The organism is Nocardia cyriacigeorgica GUH-2, from assembly GCF_000284035.1.
Classification (GTDB): Bacteria; Actinomycetota; Actinomycetes; order Mycobacteriales; family Mycobacteriaceae; genus Nocardia; species Nocardia cyriacigeorgica_B.
Window position 1 is genome coordinate 5,333,150 of record NC_016887.1, and the last position, 22,572, is coordinate 5,355,721.

Genomic DNA, 22,572 nt, shown 5'->3' on the forward strand with positions numbered 1-22,572 from the left:
GCGCGTTCCACACCGGGCGGCCGATCGGCACACTGGCCGGGGCAACCTCGTTCAGATGCCAGGCGGTGGCGTGCACGGTGAACTCGGTGGGACCGTACAGGTTGTGCATCGCGGCCGTGGAGAACTGCCGGAACGCGGTCACCGTCGCCGGCGGCAGCGCCTCACCGGCCACCAGAACCGCACGCAGCGAAGCGCATTCGGCCGAGTTGGCGGCACCGGCGAAGACCGAGAGCATCGACGGCACGAACGAGGTCATGGTGACCCGGTGGCGTCCGATGATCTCCGACAGGTACAGCGGATCGCGATGCCCGTCCGGCGCCGCGATCAGCATCCGGGCGCCGACGGCGAGCGTGCCGAACAGCTCCCACACCGACACGTCGAAGGTGACCGGCGTCTTCTGCAGCACCACGTCGGCCGGGTTCATCCGGTATTCGGCGGTGATCCAGGCGATCTGGTTGACCACCGAGGCATGGCTGACCGCCACACCCTTCGGACGGCCGGTCGAACCGGAGGTGTAGAGCACGTAGGCGGTATTCGACGGACGCAGCGGAGCCAGGCGATCGGCGTCGGTCACCGGGGCGTCGGAGTATCCGCTCAGATCCTCGGTGTCGAGGAAGATCACCGGCAGCTCGCCGGCGCTGATGTTGTCGGCGATAGTGGTGAGCACACACACCGGTGCCGAGGATTCGAGCACGTATTCGGTGCGCTCGGCCGGGTGGTCGGGATCGATCGGCACGTAGCCGCCACCCGCGGTCATGGTCGCGTACAGCGCCACGAGCATGTCCACCGAACGCCGGATACCCACGGCGACCAGTGATTCCGGGCCGACGCCGGCGTCGATCAGCTTGCGGGCCAGGCGGTTGACGCGGGCCGCGAACTCGGCGTAGGTGAGCTCTTCGTCCAGCCCGTCGATGCGGCCTGCGGCGTCGAAGACGACGGCGAGCTCATCCGGGCGCTGCCGCACCTGCTCGGCGAAGAGCTCGAGCACAGTGGCGGCGGGCACCTCGTGGGCGGTGTCGTTCCAGCCCGAGAGCACCGTGGCGCGTTCGGCGTCGTCGAGGATCTCGATCTCGCGGACCGGGGTAGTCGGTTCGGCGACAACGGTTTCCAGCACCCGCAGGTAGCGGCGGGTGAATTCGTCGACGGTGGATTCGTCGAACAGATCGGTGGCGTAGGAGACCACCGCGGACATGCCGGCCGGCGCGCCGTCGCCCGCACGCTCCTCGGTGACGGTCCACTGGAGGTCGAACTTGGCGATATCGACCTCGAGCTCGTCGGCGGTGACCGACAGGCCGGGCAGCTCCAGCGTCGCGTGCGACATCTCCTGGAACGACAGCATCACCTGGAACAGCGGATGCCGCGCCTGCGAACGGGTCGGGTTGAGCACCTCCACCAGCCGCTCGAACGGCACATCGGTGTTGGCGAACGCCGCCAGGTCGGTTTCCCTGGTGCGGGTGAGGAATTCGGTGAACTGCTCGCTGCCGTCGACCTCCGAACGCAACACCAGGGTGTTGACGAACATGCCGATCAGATCGTCGAGCGCCTGCTCGCCACGGCCGGCGACCGGCGTACCGATGGCGATATCGGTGGTGCCCGACAGCCGCGCCAGCAGCACCGCCAGCGAGGCGTGCATGACCATGAACAGGCTGACGCCCTGCGCGCGGGCCAGCGCGGACAGGCGCTGATGCAGTTCGGCGTCGATGGTGAAACCGACCCGGCCACCCTGGAAGCTCTGCACCGCCGGACGCGGCCGGTCGGCGGGCAGGTCGAGCTGATCGGGCAGCCCGGCCAGCGCGCGCTGCCAGTAGGCGATCTCGCGCGCGGCCATCGACTCCGGATCCGATTCCGAGCCGAGCAGTTCACGCTGCCAGATGCTGTAGTCCTGGTACTGCACCGGCAGCGGCGACCAGGAGGGTGCGTTGCCCTCGGCGCGCGCCAGGTAGGCGGCGGCCACATCGCGGGCCAGCGGGCCGAAGGAGAAACCGTCGGCGGCGATGTGGTGCACCACGAACGCCACCGCGTATTCCGGGGTGCCGTTGGCCCGCCCGTCACCCGACCGCCGCCCCTCACCGAATCGCTCCGCGATGCTGTGATTCCTACCGGTGACCTCGTAGATGCGCACCCGGATCGGCAGCTCGCGCGAGACATCGAACCCGGTGGACGCGAAACCGGCCAGCACGCCGGGCAATTCGGACTCGTCGATCGGCTCGACGGTGATACCCAGATCGACCTGCTCGACCGGGATGACGAACTGGTAGCCGCCGTCACCGGACTCCGGGAATATGGTGCGCAGCGATTCCTGGCGCGCCACCACATCTTCGAGCGCGGTCTGCAACGCCTCGACATCCACCCGACCGCGCAATCGCACCACGAACGGCAGGTTGTAGGTGGGCACGGTGGGATCGAACTGGTTGATGAACCACATCCGCTGCTGCGCCAGCGACAGCGGCACCCGCTCGGGCAGGCGCTGGGCCACCAGCGGCGGCCGCGCGCCCTCGGTGGAGGCCGAATGCTCCGCGCGCGCGGCGATTCCCGCCACCGTCGGCGTCTCGAACAGCGCGCGCACACCGAGCTGGGTGTCGAACGCGGCACTGATCCGCGACACCACCTGGGTGGCGACCAGCGAGTTACCGCCCAGGTCGAAGAAGTTGTCGTCGATGCCGATGCGGTCCTGGCTCAGCACATCGGCGAAGATGCCCGCGACCACCTGCTCGGCCTGGGTGCGCGGGGCCCGGAAACCGGAGGCGTCCGCCGCGAACACCGGCTCCGGCAAGGCCTTACGGTCCAGCTTGCCGCTGGTATTGAGCGGGAAGGCATCCAGCACCATGATCGAGGCAGGCACCATGTAGCTCGGCAGCTTCTCCGCGACGAACCGCGTCAGCTCCGCCGATTCCACCGTCTGCCCCGGCGCGGGCACCACATACGCCACCAGCTGCTGGCCGGTGGCGGTGTCGACCACCAGCACCACGGCCTGGCTGACGGCACTGTGCGCGAGCAGGTCGGTCTCGATCTCGCCCAGCTCGATGCGCTGACCACGGAACTTCACCTGGAAGTCGGTGCGGCCGATGTACTCGAGCACGCCCGCGGCGTTCCAGCGCACCAGGTCGCCGGTGCGGTACATGCGCTCGCCGTTCGGCGACAGCGGGTTGGCGACGAAGCGGTCGGAGGTCAGATCCGGGCGGCCGCGGTAGCCGCGCGCCAGCTGACGTCCGCCGAGGTACAGCTCGCCCGGTGCGCCGATGGGCGCCGGACGCAGCCGCGAATCCAGAACGTAGACCTCGACATTCCACTCCGGAATACCGATCGGCACCGTCACCGTGTCGGCGGCGGTGGCCTCCCAGTAGGTCACCGAGACCGCGGCCTCGGTGGGTCCGTACAGGTTGTGCAGGCCGGCGGAAGTGATCGCGCGGAATGCCGCAGCGGTCTCCGGCGGCAGCGCCTCACCGATGACGAACACCGCGCGCAGCGACTCCACCTGCGCCGGCGTGGCATGGGAGACGAACACGGTGAGCATCGAGGGAACGAAGTCGGTGAACGTCACCCGATGCTTGGCGATCATGTCCGCGACGTACAGCGGATCGCGGTGCCCGTCCGGCGCGGCGATCACCAGTTTCGCGCCCACCATCAGCGGCAGGAAGTAACCCCACAGCGACACGTCGAAGGTGGTCGCGGTCTTCTGCAGGTACACGTCGTCGGCGGTGAGCTGGTACTCGTCGAGCATCCACAGCTGCTGGTTGACGATCGCATGATGGGTGACCGCGACGCCCTTGGGGCGGCCGGTCGAACCCGAGGTGTAGATGACGTAGGCGGTGTTGTCCGGCCGCAGCGGGGCCCGGCGGTCGGCGTCGGTGATCGGCTCGGCCGAGAAGTCCGAGACATCGAGGGTGTCGATCTCCACCCGCTGCACCGATTCGGGCAGCTCCAGATCGTCACCGGAGATCGTCAGCACACAGACCGGTGCGGCGCTGTCGAGGATGTAAGCGGTGCGATCGGCCGGATGATCCGGATCGATCGGCACATACGCGCCACCGGCCTTCAGCACCGCGTGCATGCCGATGACCAGCTCCAGCGAACGCCGCATACCCAGCGCGACCAGCGATTCCGGGCCGACACCGTCGGCGATCAGGAACCTGGCCAGCCGGTTGACCCGCTCGTCGAATTCGGCGTAGGTGAGGGTTGCGCCCTCGAAATCGAGCGCGAGGTTGTCCGGGGTGCGCGGGATCTGCGCGTCCAGCAGCGCGGGCAGCGTGGTGGTCGGCACCTCGTGCGCCGAATCGTTCCACTCCACCAGCGATTCGGTGCGTTCGGCGGCGGTGGTGACCTCGAGCTGCCAGACCGGAGCGTCGGCGTCGGCGGCCAGGAAGCGGTCGAAGAACTCCAGGAACCGGCCGTGATGGCGGCGGGCCTCGTCCTCGGTGTAGAGGTTCGGGTTGGTCTCGAAGTCGATATGCGAACGGGTGCCCGCCACCGACTGATAGAAGTTGACGCCCAGATCCTCGATGCTGCCGGTGGACAGCACGCTGAGCTGACCGACCATCGGGCCGAGCACCAGCTCGTCGTGGAACAGCATGATGTTGACCCACGGACCGAAGAACTCCGTGGTCACCACACCGTCGCCGGCGGCGTCACGGCGGATGTCCTCGTGCCGGTAGCGCTGATGACGCAGCGCACCCGACACCTCGACCTGCACCTGCCGCAGCAGTTCGGTGACCGAGGTGTCGTAGCCGACATGCAGCCGAAGGGGCACGATATTGGACGCCACACCGCCCGAGCGGCGCATCGCCGCGGTGGTCCGGGCGGTCACCGGCAGGCTGAGGATGACTTCCTCGGTGCCCGTCAGCTGCGCCAGGTACGCGGCGAAACCGGCGATCAGCATCGCAGCGGGCGAGGAATCGTAGCGCGCGACGGCATCGCTGAGCAGCGAATCCTGCTCCTCCGACAGCGCCGCGCTGACGATCCCGTTCACCGGCGACGGCGGCGCCGACCGTCCGGCCAGGCTCGACCCCTCCTCCAGGCCCGCCACCCGCTGCGCCCAGTGCTCCTTATCGGACTGGAAGCGCGTGCTGTCGCGGTAGGCGATCTCGGATTCGTAGAGCGTGCGCAGGTCGGCCGCCTTGCTCGGCGCGGGCTCGGCGCCGGTGACGTAGGCGGTGTAGAGCTCGGCGATGCGCGTCATGAACGTCATCGCGCCGAAGCCGTCGAGGGCGATGTGATGCGCCCGCGAGTACCAGAACCAGCGGTGCTCCTCGATGCGCAGCGCGGCGGCGCGGATCAGGCGATCCTTGACGATATCGAGCGGCTGTGAGTACTCCGCGCGCATCCACTCCTGGGCGGCGGCTTCGGGGTCCTCGGCGTCGCGCAGGTCGACGTATTCGAGGGTGGCGTCCAGCGACGGGTCGACGGTCTGCAACGGCTCACCATCGCGTTCGATGATCCGCAGGAAGCCCGACCCCATCTCCAGGGCGGCATCGGCACTGGCCCGCTCGAGGGCCGCTACATCGAGGTCGCCGCGCAGATCGACATACTGCGCGATGTTGACCGGCACCTGAGGATCGACATGCTGGGCATACCAGATACCCAGCTGCGCCGGGGACAACGGAAAGAACTCATCCCGCTCACCACCAGTTTCGCCGTTTCCGCCGAAATCCAGCCGGTCCAACCGTAACCTCGCTTCCGGAACACCACGCAAGCGCTCCCCGACGACACCCGGACAGGACGCTCACCTATCCCAGCGTGGCGTCCACTTCTCCGAGCTCAGTTCTCGTATCAATCAGACAAAAATGTTCATTGGCACTATCTGTCCGCCGGGCCACTTGTTACATGGGCACGACCGGACCCGAGGTCGCCCACGCGGCACATCCGCGAACTTCGCTGCTGATCACCGAATCAATCTACCGTCGCCCTGGGCACCGGACCAACCAACGCCCATAGCCTGCGCACATCGTCGCTGGCGGCGGGGGGCAGCGGGGGTTGCGGGGGGTTTCCGGGGTACTCACCGCAGTGGTCGGGCGGGGGTGAGCAGAGCGACAACGGGGGTGGGGTGGCTCTGGATGTGAGCCGCGTCGTCATGCCATACGCACGATGCTCGCCCACGACTCGCGGACATTCCGGAGCGCCTCGGCCGCCGTCACCGTGAGACGGGTCTGGGCCGACAACTCACGCTGCCAGGTCGCCTCGTTCGGTGGATCGGTAAATAGCGCTCCGGAGGGGTAGCGGTTCGTCGGACCGAACCGCCGAAACAGTTCGGCTGCGTCTTCGGTCACCGCGCCTTGGTCGGCCAGCAGCTTCAAGTCGTACCGATCGCGCGACGCTTTGCGGTCCGCCCATGCAGCGGTCTTCCATGCCACGAAGGCCGGAGTTGTCGGGACGATCAGTTCGGCAGCGGGAGCGTCGGAATAACGCTGGACGATATGTTGGCGCTCTGTGGGCCAAGCGGGGTAACCGGTTCTATTCAGCAGTTGCACCCGTACGGTCGCCCCAGCCGAAGTCGTGATCACCGCGGGCTGGGTATCGCGCACCTCGGTCAACGCGGGCAGCCATTGAAGGTCAGGGAACTCACGCCGTACAGCTTGAAGCAGCAGGCGCTCCATTCGCTCGGCTATCTGCTGTCGCCGGCCGAGCGCGATCAGATCAATGTCCTCCGACAGCCGCCCGTCCGGCAGCACCGTCCGTGACAACGCCGTCCCACCGAAGAACAGAACGTCCTGGGAGAAGTCGCGACTGAGGGCTCCAAGGAGGTGCGAGATGAGATGGTCCCGACGCACTTGTTCAACGGCTACGCCGAACTGAATGGCCACGCGCTGCTCTTCGGCGAAAGTGAGCATGTCAGATGGCCTCGAGCAGACGGTGCAGCGCGGACGTTCGCCGCTGCGCTACCGCGAGCTGGGTGAGCAGACCGCGATCGGCCCTCGGCATCAACGCGTGCGCAGCCGACCATGCTTCATCGGGCAGCCCACCGAGTTCCGGACGCGCAACGAGGTCGAGAACGGTCTGTTCGACACCGGTGATCCAGCCGGTTCCGAGGTCCCACCGATGCCGCTGAAGGTCGAGCTTGTCGACGTTGCGCCGCACAAAGTAGACCGTCGCGGGTCGGTCGGCCAGTTGCAGAGTGCTCCGGTGGCGGCTCGCCGCCACAACCGCAACCGCCAGCGCGCGTGGGATCGCACCGTGGACCCGAGCGGCTGACAGCCCGATAAGAGCTACCGACTCGATACCCTCGTCTGCGGCCGCGATACCGAGCGCTGTCGGCTCGAGCTCGGGTAGCCACGTCGAACCGACGCGGTCATCCGGCACGGCGGCGTAATAGCCGGTGGCCACGCGGTGCAGAGCGCCGACTCGGGCGAGACGCGCGATCTCCGGCCTCGGGTGCCGATAGGCCGCCGTGGCGTCGCGAGGACGCAGTATCCGTATCGGGCGTTGAAGCAATTCTGCTGGAATTCGAGCGGGAACGTTCGGCATCACTGGCACCTCCGTAGGTTAATAGCCTACTCTCATGCCAATCTTTGGCTTGGGTCTGGTTGATTCTCTAATCCACTGTCTGATTCCAGGGACCCTGAGCCCGCGGGTTCGCACCTCCGAGAACCTCGGACTCCTTCGATTTCGATGGAACCGAAGGCGGGTCCGGCGCGTCCATGTCTGCGTAGGTAAGTTCTGAGCGCAATCGGCGGAGTGGAGGGTTCTGGGGTGGGCATCGAGATTCCCGAGGCGTTGCAGTGGGCCGCGAAGTACGTCGTCGGGGCCGGTGACTGGCCCGAGGGCGATGAGACCGCGATGCGGCGCATGGCCGACGCCTACACCAGCGCCGCCACCACCCTCGACGACCTCGGCGACGATGCCCAACGCCAGGTCAACCAGCTGCTGGCCGCGTTGGACGGGCAGAGCGCGGACGCGATCGAGGCGTTCTGGAAAAAGCTCGGCAACGACGACGGCGCCCTCTCCGCGCTGACCGGGCTGCTCAAGGATCAGGCCGATGTCGTCGACGACGGCGCCAACGACATCGAACACACCAAACTGATGATCATCGCCCAACTGGTCATCTTCGCCGTCGAAATGGCCGCCGCGTTGGCCGCGATGGCCACCGGTGTCGGCGCCCCCGCCGGCGCGGCCGCCGGGGCCGCGGCGCGAGTGGCCACCCAGATCACCATCCGCATGCTGATGAAACAGCTGCTCCAGCGGATCGTCACCCGAGTCGTGAAGGAAGCCGCCCTCGGCGCGCTGGAGGAGGGCGGGCTCGACCTGGGCATCCGGTTGATCCAGGCCGCCAAGGGCGACCGCGAACTCTCGCGCGACGACTTCACCGCCGTCTGGCAATCCGCCGCCGGCGGCGCGATCGGCGGCGCCATCTCCGGCGGACTCGGCCGCGAGGGCGGACTCACCAACGGCGTCGGCGACGCCGCCGGCGAAGGCCTCGGCAACGCCGTCGGCAACCGCGCCAAACAATTCGCCACCGACTACACCACCGAAGTCGCCTCCGACATCGGCTCCCAAGCCGCCATGGCCGCCATCACCGGCGAAGAATTCGAACTCTCCGCCGACACCTTCACCAGCGCCGCCGCCGGCGCCGCCCAAAACCAATTCGACCGCGGCGGGGACGACAGCGGAGACACCGGGGCCGGCAACGATGCCGAGAACGGGCCCGACAACGACCCCGAATCCGGGAACGACGACTCCGGGCGCGGCGACAACGACGGCGACCGCAGCAGCAACGACGGCGACCGTGGCGGCAACCAGAACCAGGCCAACAACGCAGGCAACGACGGCGACCGCGGCGGAGACAACCCCAGCAACCAGCCGAACCAAACCAGCCCGGCCAACGCCAACAGCAACGACTCCGGCAACAACAACGAGACGCCCGCCCGCACCCAACCCGCCTCCACCGACACCCCCACCAGCTCCGGCAACGACGGCCCCCGCACCACCGACAACCCCAACAGCAACAACGACCGCGGCGGCGAGAACACCCCAAGCAACAACGACACCGGCAACCAGCCCAACAACACCAACCCGGCCAACGCCAGCAGCAACGACGACTCCGGCAACGCCAACGCCAACAACAACGAGCCGCCCGCCCGCACCCAAACCGACGGCGATCCAACCAACTCCGGTAACAACCCCACCGGGACTGGTGAGAACCCGCCCACCAACCGAGTCGCCGCCAACGAGCCCGAAGCCGCGCCTGCCAACGCCGAGAACAACGACTCCGGCAACGAACCACCGGCCCGCACCCAGCCAGACGGCGACCAGACCAACACGGCCGCCAATAACAACCCCGCTCAAACGAGCCCCGGGAGCGACTCGAACACCCCGAACAGCACCGGCAACCCAGACGCCGGAGGCGACCACCCACCGAGCCAACAACCATCCCCCACCAGCAACGACAGCAGCGGTGACCACGGCAGCGGCGCCACCAATCCACCCGCCGACCAGCCCCGTTCAACCACCGACGAACCCGGCAACACCGCCTCCGGCAACGACAAAAGCCCGACAGCGCAGCCCACCCAAACGGCCCCGACCGCCCCTGCGACCCAACAATCGCGCCCCGGCGACCAAACCCAGGACGCGCCCGTCGGCTCCCTCGATCTCCCCGCCCAGGGCTCCCCGACCACGTCCCCCCAGCAGTCCCCGAGCCCGTTGGACCTCCCAGCCCAGGACCCCACCCCTACCCAAGACCCTGGCCCGCTCGACCTTCCGCCGCAGGACACCCCACCCGCCCAACCGCCGCGCCCGTTGGACCTCCCACCGCAGGAGGCCTCACCCGAGCAGCCCCCGAGCCCCCTCGACCTGCCGGACCCGAACACCCAGGGCGACACCGAACCCCAGTCCTCCACCGGCGCACCCCTGACCACCGCGCCGTCGAACACCACCACCGCCGCCGCAACAGCAACCGCACCCCCACTCGACGCCGGCACCCAGCCGAACTCTCCCGCCGCCTCAGCCCCCACCTCGACCACACCCACGCCGCCCCAAGGCCCCACGCCCACAACACAACCGAGCCCCACCCCACAACCCAACGGCCCGACCCCCGCCCGCCCCACCCCACCGCGCTCGAACAACGCCGGCACCCAGACCAATTCGTCGCCCACTGCCGCAACGACGACACCACCGTCCCCAGATCAGGAACGGGATCAGTCACCCGAGCTCCCCATCCGCCCCGGCTACGACCCCACCATCCACAAATACGTAGCCCACTTCAACGACGGCCGCCCCATCCCCCGCGACCCCTTCTTCGCCGGCGAATACAACCCCCACATCGGCCGCTACCAACCCACCGAAGCCGAATTCCAAGCCGAACGAGCCCACCTCGCCGCCAACCCACCCGCGCCCCAGAACACACCTCGCACGGACCCCGGCCACCACAGCCCGGACGTCCCGAACCAGCAGCCCGCCGACCCCACCCGCGACGAGACCCTCGACTCATCCCCCGCAACCACGCCCTCTCCCCACGACACCACCCCCACCGCAGGCGCCCCACACGTCAACGACACCACCCCCACGAACGCCACTCCCCCAAACACAACCCCCGCCAACACCGACCTCCACGATTTCACCAACCTCGAAGCCCACCGAGCCCGAACCCAACTCCCCAGCTGGTGGCCCAACCCTGCCCGCGATCAGGCGAACAACTCCCCCGACCCCACTCAATCCCCGAACCCTTTCACCCCCAACCCGCACCGCCCGACCCCAACTTTCCCGGACGCCCGCGCCCCCGAATCCACCCCACCGGCCAACCACCCCAGGAGCGAATCTCCCTCGGCTCCAACCCGGAACCGCCCAACCATGGCCACGAACGCCCGCCCCGGCCCGACCGATTCCGGCAGCTCACGCACAGCGGATCCACAGCGTGTAACCCACACACCCGATCCGGGCCGCACCCACAATCAGAACCCCAACGCCCCGGGCACACATCCCCATTCATCTCGTCCGAATCCACGCGACAACACACCGCCGCACACCCGGCCACCGCAGACGCCTACCGCCCAAGCCCGCGCGGCCCGAGAGTTCTATCGCAATCGTCCACCAATTGATGGACGAACAACGCCCGTTACGACAACCCGAAATCGAAACTCTCGTCAGCAGTCGGGATATGACGTGCGCCGCTATAACCTTCCATCGGGTGATCGGCTTTCGGTGCTCACTGTCCGAGTCAACCTCGCCTCTTCGGGCAACGTCCCGCCCCAGGACGTCCGGCAGTTCATGGAATCAGTCGAACGTTCGGTCGATCGGACATTCAACACCGAGCAAACTCTACTCAGCGGTGACGCCCTCTTGGTCGACGTGGTGTTCACCACCAACCCAGCCGAAGCCCATCTCCAGCTCTCCATTGACAACAATCGTGACAATCTCAGTGCGATTCCGCCTCACGGCAACACTGAATCTGTCACGAATCAGCTCCGCCACCAACTCGGTCTCCCAACCGTCTCGGCCGGTGGACACTTCGGACTCGGACCAGACGATATCCGCCGACTCAGCGACGACATCGCGGCGAGCAATACGCCAACTCGGTTCGGTAACCCTTCCGACCTTCGACGGTTCGGCCGTAACGAACTTCAAGCGGTGGAACGGACTGAGTACCAAACTGCTGTCCAAGACTCTCTTCGCACTAACGATCGGTTCCAGATCGGCGCTGACCCACGGACCAACCCATACGGGCAGCTGATCAACGATGGCGGCACAGCAGTACCCGGACGCAGAAATAACTGCCTGGATTGTTCGCTTTCCGCACTTTCCTCGTTCCTCGGAAATCCACAGGTCGCAGCCCCGAGATGGCCAGACCGCTCGGCCGATGGGTCGCTCGATCAATCTGTCGGCGAGCGCAGCGGTATCGAGCGTGCTCAAAGATGGCTCGGCAGCCCTCTCGTCGGGTATGGCGGACTGCCTCGCGACGCGCAGTTCGAAGCGATTCACAACTGGATGAGTCAGCTCGGTCCGGGATCGTGCGCACTGGTCGTCAATTCGTGGCACTCATGGGATTCCGCAAACCAGCGATTCCGTTACCACCCTGATGGATCGCCAGTTGTAGAGGGCGGTCACGCCACAGTAATCGTTTATCCACCAGGTGCTTCGGGCCCGTTGTGGTGGGATCCGCAAGCCGGAACCGTGTCCGAGATGCCACCTCCAGGGATGGTCCGTAGCTCGGTAGATGTCAGTTTCATACCCATCCCTGCCGACCAAGGAGCAATGAATGCCGGCACCGTACCGAACCAAGGAACAAGTGGAACAGTATCTGGCGCAGATTCTCGGTCCCAGCCAGAAGTACCGAATCGGGCCGATCGAGTTCGGGTGGCTGTGCAGCCCGCAACCGAGTCCGGAAACAACGTTCAGCCAAACCATCGGGATGACCAGCCTGGTGGTCAACGCCGAGACGGGGGTGGTAACCCAGTACCCGAGCTGGCCGGGACCGATGATCGCCGAGGACTACGCCGAAGCGATGCGGACTGGTCGGCAACCCGCGGGCGGCCAGATCTACCCGCCGCAAACACGGATCAACATCCGGCGCACGAACGAAACCCACGACCAGATCGTGTACCAAGTGACGGAACTGGCCGAGCGGCGGCCGCCGCACACGTTCCAGCTGGTGATCAACAAACAAACACTGGAGTGCCAGCCGACCGGGACGACGCCGGCAATCGTGACGTCATGGGCGGACTGGCGCAAGAGCCAGGACGGGACCTGGCCGGAATCGGGGACGACCGAGTACTGACAACAACCACACCTGACATCTCCGACGGGGCGAGCGATACGCCGCTCTACCACCTCGACCAGATCGGCAGCGACCTAGAGCCGCCCGAGATGACTCCGGAACGCGCCCAGGCACTCGAAGAGGTTCTCGCAGATTGCGAACGCGACGGTGTCGAAGTCAGGTCGAACGACGAGGCACAGGAGTACCTCGACTACTGCGCGCGCGTATCCGGGATGGACCCGGAGAGCATCCACGCGGTCACACTGGGCTCAGACCTCATCATGGTCCGCCCCGAGCATGCAACCAACGTTCGGATTCTGCGCGAAGAGTGGATTCACACTCGGCAAGCGGCGGCTGGATCGGTATCGTCTGCATCTGTAGTAGCTAACGAGATCGAAGCCCGCGAGATGATCCTCGCGAACCGCCATCAGTGGGCGATTACGGACGAGGAAGTCGACGAAATACTTAGAGAAATTGCACATATGCGAGAGACGGGGAGTTACTAAATTGACGATCGACCCAGACTTTCCACCCGTGCCACAGAAGATACAACAGGAGCACCCGGAGCTGGTGCCCGTCTTCCTCGCCATTCACCAGCACCGCAAGAATCGCGCAATAACCGCAACCTGCACGGTGTGCAACCTTGTTCTGAGCGTCACGGATATTCCCCGACTGGGTGTCCTTACCGTTCAGTGCGACACCGGCTGCACGAACTTCAGGCAACGTTATACACCCCGGCCTGAATGATGTACCGATGGGTTCGCTTCGGGCAAATTGTCGCACGCCCCGAAATCGTGTTCGGGCATCCTCCGCGGACAGAGCTACCGCGCTGATGCGGAGCCTGGGTATTCGGGACCGAGCCAATGAGCGCGCAACGGCACCAAGCCGCCGACACAATCCGTCACATCTTCGACAGAACAGCCGAGGAAGGCTGGAAGCCCGAGTCGGTAACCGGCGCTTCCGACACCGAGATAGATGCATGGGCAGCGGGCCAGGGCGCATCTCGGATCCCGGAGGCACTTCGCGAGGCAATGCGCCTGATCGGCAAGCAACACGGATACTGGCAACCGGCTACCTCGCTCGGGGCGCGGGCGATTACCGAGCAAACGAAGCGGCACGCACTCGCCGCACTCTCTCAGCTAACCGATCCCTTCCTTGATTCCAGCGGGATCCTCGTCATCGCCGAACATCAGGCCTACAAATACCAGGTTATAGATGGCAGTGACCTAGGCGAGGCGGATCCAGCTGTTTGGCGCATCGTTGAACAGGAATCGGCGGAAAAGCGATGGAACACTGTGACGGAATGGTTCGAATCGATACGTCCGAGAGTCGCCGACTACCGTGCCCGAGCTGATTTGAGGCTACGTCGCGGGAAGCCCCTGCCTGCTTCCTGGTCCGAAAACTTTCAGATTGACCGACTCACATGAACGAAAGACGGCTACGGCCCGCGAGGAAGCGCAACCACGACGCGGTGCATAGCGGAGATTTGTGACGACCCATACCTCCTACCACCAACACGTCGCCCACCCGATCAAGGTGGAATCGACCCGAGATCGAAACGTTCCGGCGCTGGAGTCGGAGTGATCGATAGGCGCACGGGTGAACTCACACTTTGGCCGAATCTTCCACACAGGCAAGTCCCCCGAGATGTACCGGCATTCGCGCTCCGAGGGTTAGGTGGCGGCGGAACGGCTCGTGCAGAATGGGTTTCATTCGTACTGCGCAGCCAGAGGGGGGTCACTGAACCGTGGTGGAGCCGTTGGAAACGCCGGAGCAGGTTCGCCGATACTTGGCGGATGCTCTGGGGGGCAGCTCACGAGTTCTGGGTATTGGAGTGCCAGCACGGGTGGGTCTGCCAACTCGTCCTGTCGGACTAGGAACTGGCCAGTGGTGACGGGGTCGGCCTGGGTAACTACGTGGTCAACAAGCAGACGGGCGTGATCACTGCCCATTCGAGCCTTGCACCCGAGACGATCGGCGAGCAGTACGACGAAGCGATCAGAACAGGTCACCGGGTCCAGGGCTACCAGGTGTATCCACCGATGTGGCGAGTCGACATCGAGCGGATATGGGAGACACCGGAGGAGATCGAATATCGGGTCAGGGCTCGGTCCCAGACTCAACCACCAGCGGAACCACCGACCGAACGTCAACTCGTGATCAACACTTGAAACCATGAAAGTATTAACCGATTTCACCGAGGTCGTCGCCCAGCTCGATGACGCGGACGACGAGTCCCAGTTCGAGCAAGTGCCCGTGCGAGAACGGCTGGGCAAGCTGGACGAATGGCTTCGTGCGTCGTTGGCCACCTACCTGGACGAGTCCAGTGCCCTGTGGGTCACCGCGTCGATCGACGATCCCCTGGACCCGGCCAAGAAGCGGGTGGTGTCGATCGGGTATTCGACGGACGGGACGTGGGCGTGGCCCTCGTATTGGGGGTACTTCGTGCGGGAGTACGGGGTGGAGGTGCCGGACGAGTTCATTGCTCACGCTCGGGAACGGAACTTCGCGCCTGCGGTTCTCGACCGGGATGCGTTGCGGGCCGCGGAGCGTGAGTTCGAGAATCTGCTGGGCTGAGGAGGGCAGGACGTGGATTACAACGAGCTCGGGATGATCCTGCGCGGGCTGAAGGTGCCGGGTTCGATTTATTCGATCGGGCGGCTGGCCGACGATCACTATTGCCTGGTGCCCGGACAGGACGAGGGCACCTTCGAGGTCTTCTGGTACGAGCGCGGCGGGCGGCACGATCGTTGTGTGTACACCCGGCAGGATGCTGCCTGTTGGGGGATGCTCGGCATGATCGGGGGCGGGCTCGACGGGTCGCAGCCGCTGGCTCCGGGGCGAGGGACCGCGGGTGCGGTCGGCGGGGCGCCGATTTCGCATCCGGCGGTGCAGGCGTTGCTGCATGACGATGCCGGCGGCCCTTTCGGTGAATTCACCGAAGATGCTTGGGTTGAACGCTTTGTTGTGCCGGAGGATCGAACCCTGCCGATGGGCGAGCGCCGACTGATCTGGCCGGATCCGAAACAGCATCCGGATGGTTTCGCCGACCCGACCGGCCGCGCGCCGATACGCATCGCACCGGGCCGAATTCTGGACTCGTTCGGCTCGACCTATACCCGCCTCATGTACGACAGGGGCACACCATTCGCCGAACGCTCGCTTCCGATCGACTACGCGCATTCGGGTTATCGCCGCTGGCGGGTGATCAGCGAAACGCCGGTGTGGGCGGGCCCGGTCGCGCCGTGGTTCGGGCAGCCCGGCGGCGGCACCCAGTACTTCACCGTTATGCCCGTCGTCGATCTGGTGGGCTCCAAATTCATCGAGGAGATCGCGTCGTGACCGGAAGTGGACTCTTCCCCCAGGACCCGACCAGCCAGCTGGCGCGCTTCTCCAAGGTCACCACCCCGAGTTCGCGGGTGTCGGAAGGCAGATTGCGCGAACAAGCCTGGTGCATCATCGAAGCCGAGGACGGCTGGTGGGACGTCTTCTACTACGAACGCGGCTGCCGAACCCAGAACCTCGGCCGCGCCAACTCCCGCCTCGCCGCCCTCCGACTGCTCGGCGGGCGAATGCTGGTCACCGACATCCTCAATCGAAGCTGATGGTGCGGTCCGGCTGAGACCGTCGTCGATTAACCACTGATGGAGAGGCAACGCCGGATTGCCCGGTTCAGGGCGTTCGGGGGCGGTGGGGCGTCTGGGGACGTTCAAAGGTGCGGGTCAGAGCCGGGGCCGGCCATGCGGTCGTATCGGTGGCGGAATGAGGCGGCTGCGTCGGAGTGGGAGTGATGGGCCGCGGTTCGGAGGGGATGGAGTTCGGCGAGTAGGCGGGGGGATTGGACTGGGCCGGAGAGGAGGTCCAGGGCGGAGTGGGCGGCGGTGAGGGCTTCGGTGGTGTCGCCGAGGGCGGTTAGGGAGGCGGCGTAGTAGGTGCGGTAGGAGGCTTCGTCGCGGGGGAGGTTGTGGGGGCGGGTGAGGCTTTTGTGGAAGAGGGTGGCGGCTTGGTGGTGTTGGCCGAGCATTTGGTGGCCTTTGGCTTCTAGGACACGGAGTTCCGGCTCGGTGACGAAGGTGAGCCAGACCGGATCGTTGGCGTCGTCCAGGCCGCGATCTACTTCACGCCATACCGAGTTGGTTGCGCGCTCGAACTCGCGGCGGTCGCCGACGGCGGCGTAGGCGGTGGCCAACCGTGCGGTTCGTAGGGCGTTGAGACGCGCGGAAGGGACGTGTCTGGCCAGCTCACTGGTCCGTTGGGTCACCCGGACCGGTTCGCGGCTCTTCGTCGGATGGTCCGTCAATGTGATGCTGAGGCCGCCCAGCGCACCTGCCAAGAGGTCGTCGTCGCCGCTCTGCTCGGCCAGCATCACGGCATCGGTGTAGCAGCGGCGCGAGACTGCGGGCTCGTTCGCGTCATAGGTGAGCCAGCCGACGCAACTCGACAGCCAGCCGGTGGCGGCGATCAGTTCCCCACCGATGCGCGGCCCGTACTCCCCATAATCGAGCAACTTCCGCGCCAACCGGTACTGCTCGAACGCGTAGCGCGCGATGCCTCCCCCGCCGAAGCGGTTGTCGTGCTCCCACAGTCGGCGGGTGAGGTTTTGGAGGTAGGTGATGTGTGGGGTGCCGACCTTGATCGGGCCCGAGGTGGTATCGGCGGTTGCGGTGAGTGCGACCGTCGTGGCCAGGCCGAACTGTCTGCGGTTCACGTCCTCGGCTCCTTCGTCCCCACTTCCGATGGTCCCCGGATCGGCGGTTCCGATCAAGAGTGGGGTGAGGGCTGTGCGTGGGATGCCGAGGGCGTCGGCGGCGCGGCACAGTTCGCGCAGGTCGTAGATGGTGCCGACCTCGCCGCGCTCGACGCGGCCGGTGTGGGTGCGGTCCCAGTGCAGTAGCCGGCCGAAATCGGCCTGTGACAGGCCCATCCGCTGACGCACCAGAGCCAGTGCGCGGCCGGGCTCACCAGCGGCGAGGAGCCTGCGAAACGCGGGCATTTCCCATGCGGCCGTGAGGTTTTCGTCATCCATCCCGTGCCCCCTGCGATGTGTGGTCAGCGCACTGTAGTCCGAAAACCGCACGTCAGGCGTGTCAACGGCAGATTCTGCACATCCGTGCTGCGCACTTTTCGGCGTCGCATCACCCCCGGCCACCCAGCGACGCTGTTCCCGCACCCGGCGCCGGGCCGATGCCGACCACCTCGGCACACCGACCGGCAATGCCGCCGCCCGGTGGCGAAAGCCCCCGGCGCCGAGTGCCCCAATCGAAAGGAACCCATGGACATACCGATTCGACGAGAGGTACATGGCGCAGGCGACACGCCGCAGTGGCCGGTCTCATGTACCACTCGCCAGATGTCAGAGGGAGGTTGACCGGGGTGGATTCTTGGCATGTGTTGACGGGGGTGGTGTCGGCGCTCGCGGGGTGCGGGGTGGCGGTGCTGATCGTGGGGTGCGTGTGGCCGGTCGAGCGGCCGGAGCCGCCGGTGCATCGGCGGGCGCGCTCACGGCGGACGACGCCGGGGTTCGATCCGACGGCGTGGACCTGCGGGTTGCCGCTGGTGCCGCTGTCGCTCGAGGATGCGCACCGGGCGATGCAGCATCACCGCGAACACGACTGCGCCCGCAAGCGTGCGGCCTTCGCGACATTGGTTGCGGCGGGGCGTATCACGCCGGACTCGCGGCGCGGGCGATATCGGTGAGGGCGGGAATCTCCGGGCACCCGAGTTGGGTGATGCGGCGCGCTAGCGGAATCGACGGTGGCGACCACTGGGCGCGAGTTCAGGCGACTATGGGCGCTGCGTCCGATTGGCCACCGCCCAGTACGCCCCGAGGACCGCGCTATGGAGCGGCGTCGGATCGTCCTGGGAACTCAGCGGGGCAGGTAGACGCCGTCGCGTACCGCGGTCACGGTGCGGGAGATCATGTCCTGCAAGGTGGTGGCGATGCGGTCGCTGGTCGTCGGTTTGGTGACGATGACGTTGTCGCCGACGGTGACGTAGCGGCCGTCATTCTCGAAATCGGTGATCTGGAAATCTTTGCGGCCCTGGGTGTGCCGATTGTCGGGGCTGCCGAGGGCGTAGACGCCGATATGCGTGGTGCAGGTGGTGGGGCGGTTGAAGAAACGCTGGAGTTCTTGACGCGGAGTCGTCTGCCACGAATCGCGGACAGCGGCGGCGGGCTTTTCCAGATCCTCTGCCGCGACCCGCAATTGCTCGCCGCGGCCCGGTCCGCAGTCCGGCAGTACTGCCACGACTTCGCGCGCGACGGCGGTATCGGGCAGGAAGGACACAATGACGTCGCCGCCGTGGTCGTTGTCCGGACCGGGTTCCTGCACGGCAATCGCGCCGTGTTCATGATGGACGCCGGCGTGCGCGCGCAGTTTCCGGTCGCGGCGGGTTCCGGTGAATCCCGCGAGTTCCACCCGGGCCTCCGGCGCGAACAGGACGTGGACCGCGCGCAACAGGTCGTCGTCGAGTTGCGGCTGCAAGGTTTTCGCGGCAGCTTGGCGCAAACGCCGTGTTTCCGAACGGAATTCGGTGGTGAATTGATGCTGCAACGGATAGGGCAGCACGTCACGGCCGGTGGCGTCCCACAGCGTCCGGAATTCGAGCGCGGTGAAACGCCACCGCCGCACAGTACTCACGCGGATATCCTCGAGAATCTCGTCTTACTCACCGATGACCGGCGGCACCGTTTTGGCCATGGAATCGAGACCGGTGAGCTCGTTGCCGTTCTCCTGATTGATCAGGTAATCCGGCACACCCTTGGTCGACTCCTCCTCGGAGGAATTACCGCCACGCGCGCCCGGCGACATCATGCCCGGCATACCGGCGCGGCCGAGACCACCGGTACCCGCACCGGCGCGGGCCGCGGCGGGGTTGGCCGCAGCGCCGCCCGAACCCTGACCGCCGGGCAAGGATCGACCGAGTCCCGGCGCGGAACCGCCCGAGCCGCCCGAACCCGAACCGCGGCCACCGGATCCGCCGCCGCGACCAGGGAATCCGGTCGTCGCCGCACCACCGGGCAAGCCGGAGGTCGAGGTCGACGCGGGCGTGGTGGATGTGCCCGCGGGTGTCGTGGACTGTGGGGTCGTGGTGCCGGTATCGGTGCTCGCGGCGGTGGTCGACGGGTCCTGCTCCTCGGTGCCGGTCTCCTCGCCACCGGTTTCCGTGGGCTGCTGCGGCTCTACCGACGTGCCGCCACCGTTTCCGGTACCGCCGCCATTGCCGCTTCCATTGCCATTTCCGTTGCCGTTGCCGTTGCCGTTCCCATTGCCGTTGTCGTTGTCGTTCGACAGCGGGTTGTGCGGGCGCGGAATGTACGGCACGCCGGTGTCGGATTCCCGGATCACCGGGGCATACACCGTGGTGAGGACGCGGACAGCCTCGACTTTAGCGTTGTGACTGGCGACATCGTCATTGCGCCAACCGCGGCCCGCAACCCAGGCACGCGCATTGTCGACACCACTGCGGTGCTCGGGTGCATGCGGAACCAGCGCGAGGGTGGGTTCGAGACCGGTCTGGAGTTCGGCGAGCTTGCTGGAAGTCAGCTTGGCCGAATTGACGAGCTGCGCGGACTTGGTGACGTAGTCGCGCACACCCCCCAGCGCTGCGTCACGAGAAGCGCCTTTCCAGATGCTCTCATCGGTGGCGCGCTGCATCGCGGTATTGAAGGTGTCGAGAGTGGTTTTGGCGCGATCGCCGATGGTGTTCCATGCCGAAACCAGATCGCTGACAGCCTTGATATTGATCTGGTCGACCTTGGCCCGCAGCGTGGCGACATCGTCGGCCTCGAATTCGTCCTCGTCCAAGACCTGCGGCGGACGGAAGTCACCCTGGAACCCGATCTCGCCAGCTTTGGCCCGGACCCCGTCCCGCTGGGTGTTGTACTTGTTCTGTACATCCGCGGCATTGACTTCCGGCTGAAGGTCTTCGCCGGCAATGAAATCGGTGATCGCGACGCCAACATTCGACGCCATCTGGCCGAAATCCCAGCTGAGGATTCCCAGTTGCGATGGCTGGAAGGAGATCTGCATCAGGGCACCTGCCCGGCAGCGGTAATGGTGGCGGTGTTCTCGATGTCTTGGCCGGTGATGCGTTTGAAGGAGAGGGCGAAGACCTCGCGCATGTCTGTGACGACTTGGATGTGTTCGCGAATCACGGCCTCGATCGAGCGGTCCTCGCCGGTTGCTTGGGCCAGGAATTTCTTGACCAAAACATCGGCCATCTTGAACTGGCCGAAGCCGGAGACGTTCTGCGTCGCCGCCGTCAGCGCCATCAGCGCCTGAAGATCCGCAAGGTGTTGGTCACAGGCCTTCGCGCAGGCTAGAGCTGCCTGCTCATCATCTAGGTAAAGCTCCCCTGCTCTCGCCTGGCCGGCCAAGCCGTCCCATAGCGCTGCGTCCTCGCTCATTGCCCTCCCCTTGCTGAATCAGTTCGGAAACGTAGGCACGATCGACTCTCCAACCCGAGTCAGGACAGCGCACGGGTCTTCGAGATCATCCAGGCCATATCGATTGAACACTCGGAGCTGCACGACTCCCTGCTCAGCGGGAAACAGCACATCGCAGCCGAGATCTTTCGATGCCCCCTCAACCTTGAACTGCCGCCCACTGCGACCAGCGACAACGACATCCCGAAACTCGACGTTTCCAGGTTTTTCTTCGAATTCCTGCGCGGTTTTCCCGGTGGAGAACACGGTGATGAAGTACTTCTTCCCCGCCCAGGTGCAAATCTCCCACCCGTCCTGGTGGTTGCCCCCGAGGCCGCTCTCCTCTGTGGTCGGAATAACCCCGGCGACGCTCAGAGCGTCGTCCGGGATTCCGGTGCAAGGATCGAACAGCGCGACAGACTCCGTACTGGTCGCACTCCCCTCCGCCGTAGGCGCCCCCTCCGTGCTCCCCCCACACGCCACGACCCCGGGCACAACAACACCCGCAAGCAGCATCATCTTGATTCGGCGCGCCATCCCCACCCTTTCGACCTGTGACGGCTCAGGACCCACCGACCTTAGCAGACGACCAGTTGGCGAACAGGGCACATGCCGACCCCGACAGCCGCCGACGCTTGGCTCACAGGTGCCATCTACCTGCGGTGATGCCGAAATACCAGTGCTACTGCCCGAGCGATCCGGATCCGCTGGAACTCCGGTCCCGCCCCGGGTCGTACAAATGGGATTCTGCGCAGGAAATCCCCGTTTCGAGGGCTCGGCCGACGAGGATGACGGCGGCTTGGCGGAGGCCGGCGGCTTCGACCTGGTCGGCTATGTCGGCGAGGGTGCCGCGCAGAACCAGTTGTTCGGGTTGACTGGCTCGGTAGACGACCGCGGCGGGGCAGTCGGATCCGTGGAATTCGGTCAGCTCGGCGGCCAGGGTCCGGATGCGGGTGATGGCGAGGTGGAGGACGAGAGTTGCTCCAGTACGGGCGAATTCGGCCAGGGCCTCGGATTCGGGCATGGCGGTGGAGCGGGCCTGGGTGCGGGTGAGGACGACCGATTGCACCACTTCGGGGACGGTGAGTTCGGTGCCGAGGATGGCGGCCGCGGCGGCGTAGGCGGGGACGCCGGGGGTGACGTCCCAGGGGATGCCGTGCGCGTCGAGGCGGCGGGTTTGTTCGGTGAGGGCCGAATAGATCGACGGGTCGCCGGAGCAGAGGCGGGCGACGTCGCGGCCGGACTCGTGCGCGCTGACCAAGTGGGCGATGATCTGGTCGAGGTCCAGGCGCTGGGTGTCGATCAGTTCGGTGCCGGGTGCGCAATGGGCGAGCACCTCGGGGTCGAGGTAGGTGCCGGCGTACAGGCAGACCGGTGAGGTGCTGAGCAGTTCGACCGCGCGGACGGTCAGCAGGTCCGCGGCGCCGGGGCCGGCGCCGATGAAATGCACGGTCATGCGGGTGAG

16 protein-coding genes (1 of these 16 running past the window's edge) are annotated in these 22,572 nt (G+C 66.2%); 7 read left to right on the top strand and 9 right to left on the bottom strand.

The window, feature by feature from the left end; translation table 11 throughout:
• From NOCYR_RS23965 to NOCYR_RS30195, 3 genes are all read right to left on the bottom strand, one after another.
• Positions 1–5,659, bottom strand: partial view of a non-ribosomal peptide synthase/polyketide synthase gene (locus NOCYR_RS23965; RefSeq protein ID WP_014353003.1) — the start only. It extends 38,030 nt beyond the left edge of the window; the window shows 5,659 of its 43,689 coding nt (coding positions 1–5,659); the start codon lies at positions 5,657–5,659; its stop codon lies beyond the left edge, outside the window.
• Between the two features lie 406 nt (positions 5,660–6,065).
• Complete coding sequence (locus NOCYR_RS23970; protein WP_014353004.1) at positions 6,066–6,824, bottom strand: nucleotidyl transferase AbiEii/AbiGii toxin family protein; 759 nt, start codon at positions 6,822–6,824, stop codon at positions 6,066–6,068.
• Position 6,825: 1 nt separating this feature from the next.
• Positions 6,826–7,071 carry a hypothetical protein gene (locus NOCYR_RS30195; RefSeq protein WP_197538397.1) on the bottom strand — a complete coding sequence of 82 codons (246 nt, stop codon included), beginning with the start codon at positions 7,069–7,071 and terminating at the stop codon, positions 6,826–6,828.
• 612 nt (positions 7,072–7,683) lie between these two features.
• On the opposite strand from NOCYR_RS30195, the gene NOCYR_RS28695 reads away from it, so the two are divergent.
• From NOCYR_RS28695 to NOCYR_RS24030, 6 genes are all read left to right on the top strand, one after another.
• Positions 7,684–13,185, top strand: a complete 5,502-nt coding sequence (locus tag NOCYR_RS28695; RefSeq protein ID WP_081505499.1) for a toxin glutamine deamidase domain-containing protein — start codon at positions 7,684–7,686, stop codon at positions 13,183–13,185.
• Positions 13,186–13,542: 357 nt separating this feature from the next.
• Entirely contained in the window at positions 13,543–14,106 is a 564-nt protein-coding gene (locus tag NOCYR_RS24015) for an SMI1/KNR4 family protein (protein WP_014353006.1), read from the top strand.
• 489 nt (positions 14,107–14,595) lie between these two features.
• Entirely contained in the window at positions 14,596–14,850 is a 255-nt protein-coding gene (locus NOCYR_RS29465; RefSeq protein ID WP_014353007.1) for a hypothetical protein, read from the top strand.
• A 4-nt stretch (positions 14,851–14,854) separates the two neighbouring features.
• Complete coding sequence (locus tag NOCYR_RS24020; RefSeq protein WP_014353008.1) at positions 14,855–15,256, top strand: hypothetical protein; 402 nt, start codon at positions 14,855–14,857, stop codon at positions 15,254–15,256.
• Between the two features lie 33 nt (positions 15,257–15,289).
• Positions 15,290–16,021, top strand: a complete 732-nt coding sequence (locus NOCYR_RS24025) for a TNT domain-containing protein (protein ID WP_148280746.1) — start codon at positions 15,290–15,292, stop codon at positions 16,019–16,021.
• Entirely contained in the window at positions 16,018–16,284 is a 267-nt protein-coding gene (locus NOCYR_RS24030) for a hypothetical protein (RefSeq protein ID WP_014353010.1), read from the top strand. Before NOCYR_RS24025 ends, NOCYR_RS24030 begins: the two co-directional genes overlap by 4 nt.
• Before the next feature lie 104 nt (positions 16,285–16,388).
• Here the strand turns inward: NOCYR_RS24030 and NOCYR_RS30850 are convergent, their stop codons facing one another.
• Positions 16,389–17,828: a helix-turn-helix domain-containing protein gene (locus NOCYR_RS30850; RefSeq protein WP_158430205.1), complete on the bottom strand. Its 1,440-nt coding sequence runs from the start codon at positions 17,826–17,828 to the stop codon at positions 16,389–16,391.
• Between the two features lie 278 nt (positions 17,829–18,106).
• On the opposite strand from NOCYR_RS30850, the gene NOCYR_RS24040 reads away from it, so the two are divergent.
• The gene (locus tag NOCYR_RS24040) at positions 18,107–18,376 is read left to right on the top strand and encodes a hypothetical protein (RefSeq protein WP_048833665.1); all 270 of its coding nucleotides are present in this window, start codon (positions 18,107–18,109) and stop codon (positions 18,374–18,376) included.
• A 170-nt stretch (positions 18,377–18,546) separates the two neighbouring features.
• Here the strand turns inward: NOCYR_RS24040 and NOCYR_RS24045 are convergent, their stop codons facing one another.
• From NOCYR_RS24045 to cobM, 5 genes are all read right to left on the bottom strand, one after another.
• Positions 18,547–19,320: an ESX secretion-associated protein EspG gene (locus NOCYR_RS24045; protein ID WP_014353012.1), complete on the bottom strand. Its 774-nt coding sequence runs from the start codon at positions 19,318–19,320 to the stop codon at positions 18,547–18,549.
• A 24-nt stretch (positions 19,321–19,344) separates the two neighbouring features.
• Positions 19,345–20,712: a hypothetical protein gene (locus NOCYR_RS24050; RefSeq protein WP_014353013.1), complete on the bottom strand. Its 1,368-nt coding sequence runs from the start codon at positions 20,710–20,712 to the stop codon at positions 19,345–19,347.
• Complete coding sequence (locus NOCYR_RS24055; RefSeq protein ID WP_048833666.1) at positions 20,712–21,089, bottom strand: hypothetical protein; 378 nt, start codon at positions 21,087–21,089, stop codon at positions 20,712–20,714. The genes NOCYR_RS24050 and NOCYR_RS24055 overlap by 1 nt, the downstream gene beginning before the upstream one ends.
• 18 nt (positions 21,090–21,107) lie before the next feature.
• Positions 21,108–21,644, bottom strand: a complete 537-nt coding sequence (locus tag NOCYR_RS24060; RefSeq protein ID WP_081505627.1) for a DUF3558 domain-containing protein — start codon at positions 21,642–21,644, stop codon at positions 21,108–21,110.
• Positions 21,645–21,789: 145 nt separating this feature from the next.
• Positions 21,790–22,563 carry a precorrin-4 C(11)-methyltransferase gene (gene cobM / locus NOCYR_RS24065; RefSeq protein ID WP_014353015.1) on the bottom strand — a complete coding sequence of 258 codons (774 nt, stop codon included), beginning with the start codon at positions 22,561–22,563 and terminating at the stop codon, positions 21,790–21,792.
• Between the last annotated feature and the right edge of the window lie 9 nt (positions 22,564–22,572).

Coding starts and splice junctions, on each gene's coding strand:
- NOCYR_RS24025 (WP_148280746.1), top strand. CDS start 15,290: ATGATCCTGCGCGGGCTGAAGGTGCCGGGTTCGATTTATTCGATCGGG.
- cobM (WP_014353015.1), bottom strand. CDS start 22,563: ATGACCGTGCATTTCATCGGCGCCGGCCCCGGCGCCGCGGACCTGCTG.
- NOCYR_RS24050 (WP_014353013.1), bottom strand. CDS start 20,712: ATGCAGATCTCCTTCCAGCCATCGCAACTGGGAATCCTCAGCTGGGAT.
- NOCYR_RS24060 (WP_081505627.1), bottom strand. CDS start 21,644: ATGGCGCGCCGAATCAAGATGATGCTGCTTGCGGGTGTTGTTGTGCCC.
- NOCYR_RS23970 (WP_014353004.1), bottom strand. CDS start 6,824: ATGCTCACTTTCGCCGAAGAGCAGCGCGTGGCCATTCAGTTCGGCGTA.
- NOCYR_RS24055 (WP_048833666.1), bottom strand. CDS start 21,089: ATGAGCGAGGACGCAGCGCTATGGGACGGCTTGGCCGGCCAGGCGAGA.
- NOCYR_RS24015 (WP_014353006.1), top strand. CDS start 13,543: ATGAGCGCGCAACGGCACCAAGCCGCCGACACAATCCGTCACATCTTC.
- NOCYR_RS24020 (WP_014353008.1), top strand. CDS start 14,855: ATGAAAGTATTAACCGATTTCACCGAGGTCGTCGCCCAGCTCGATGAC.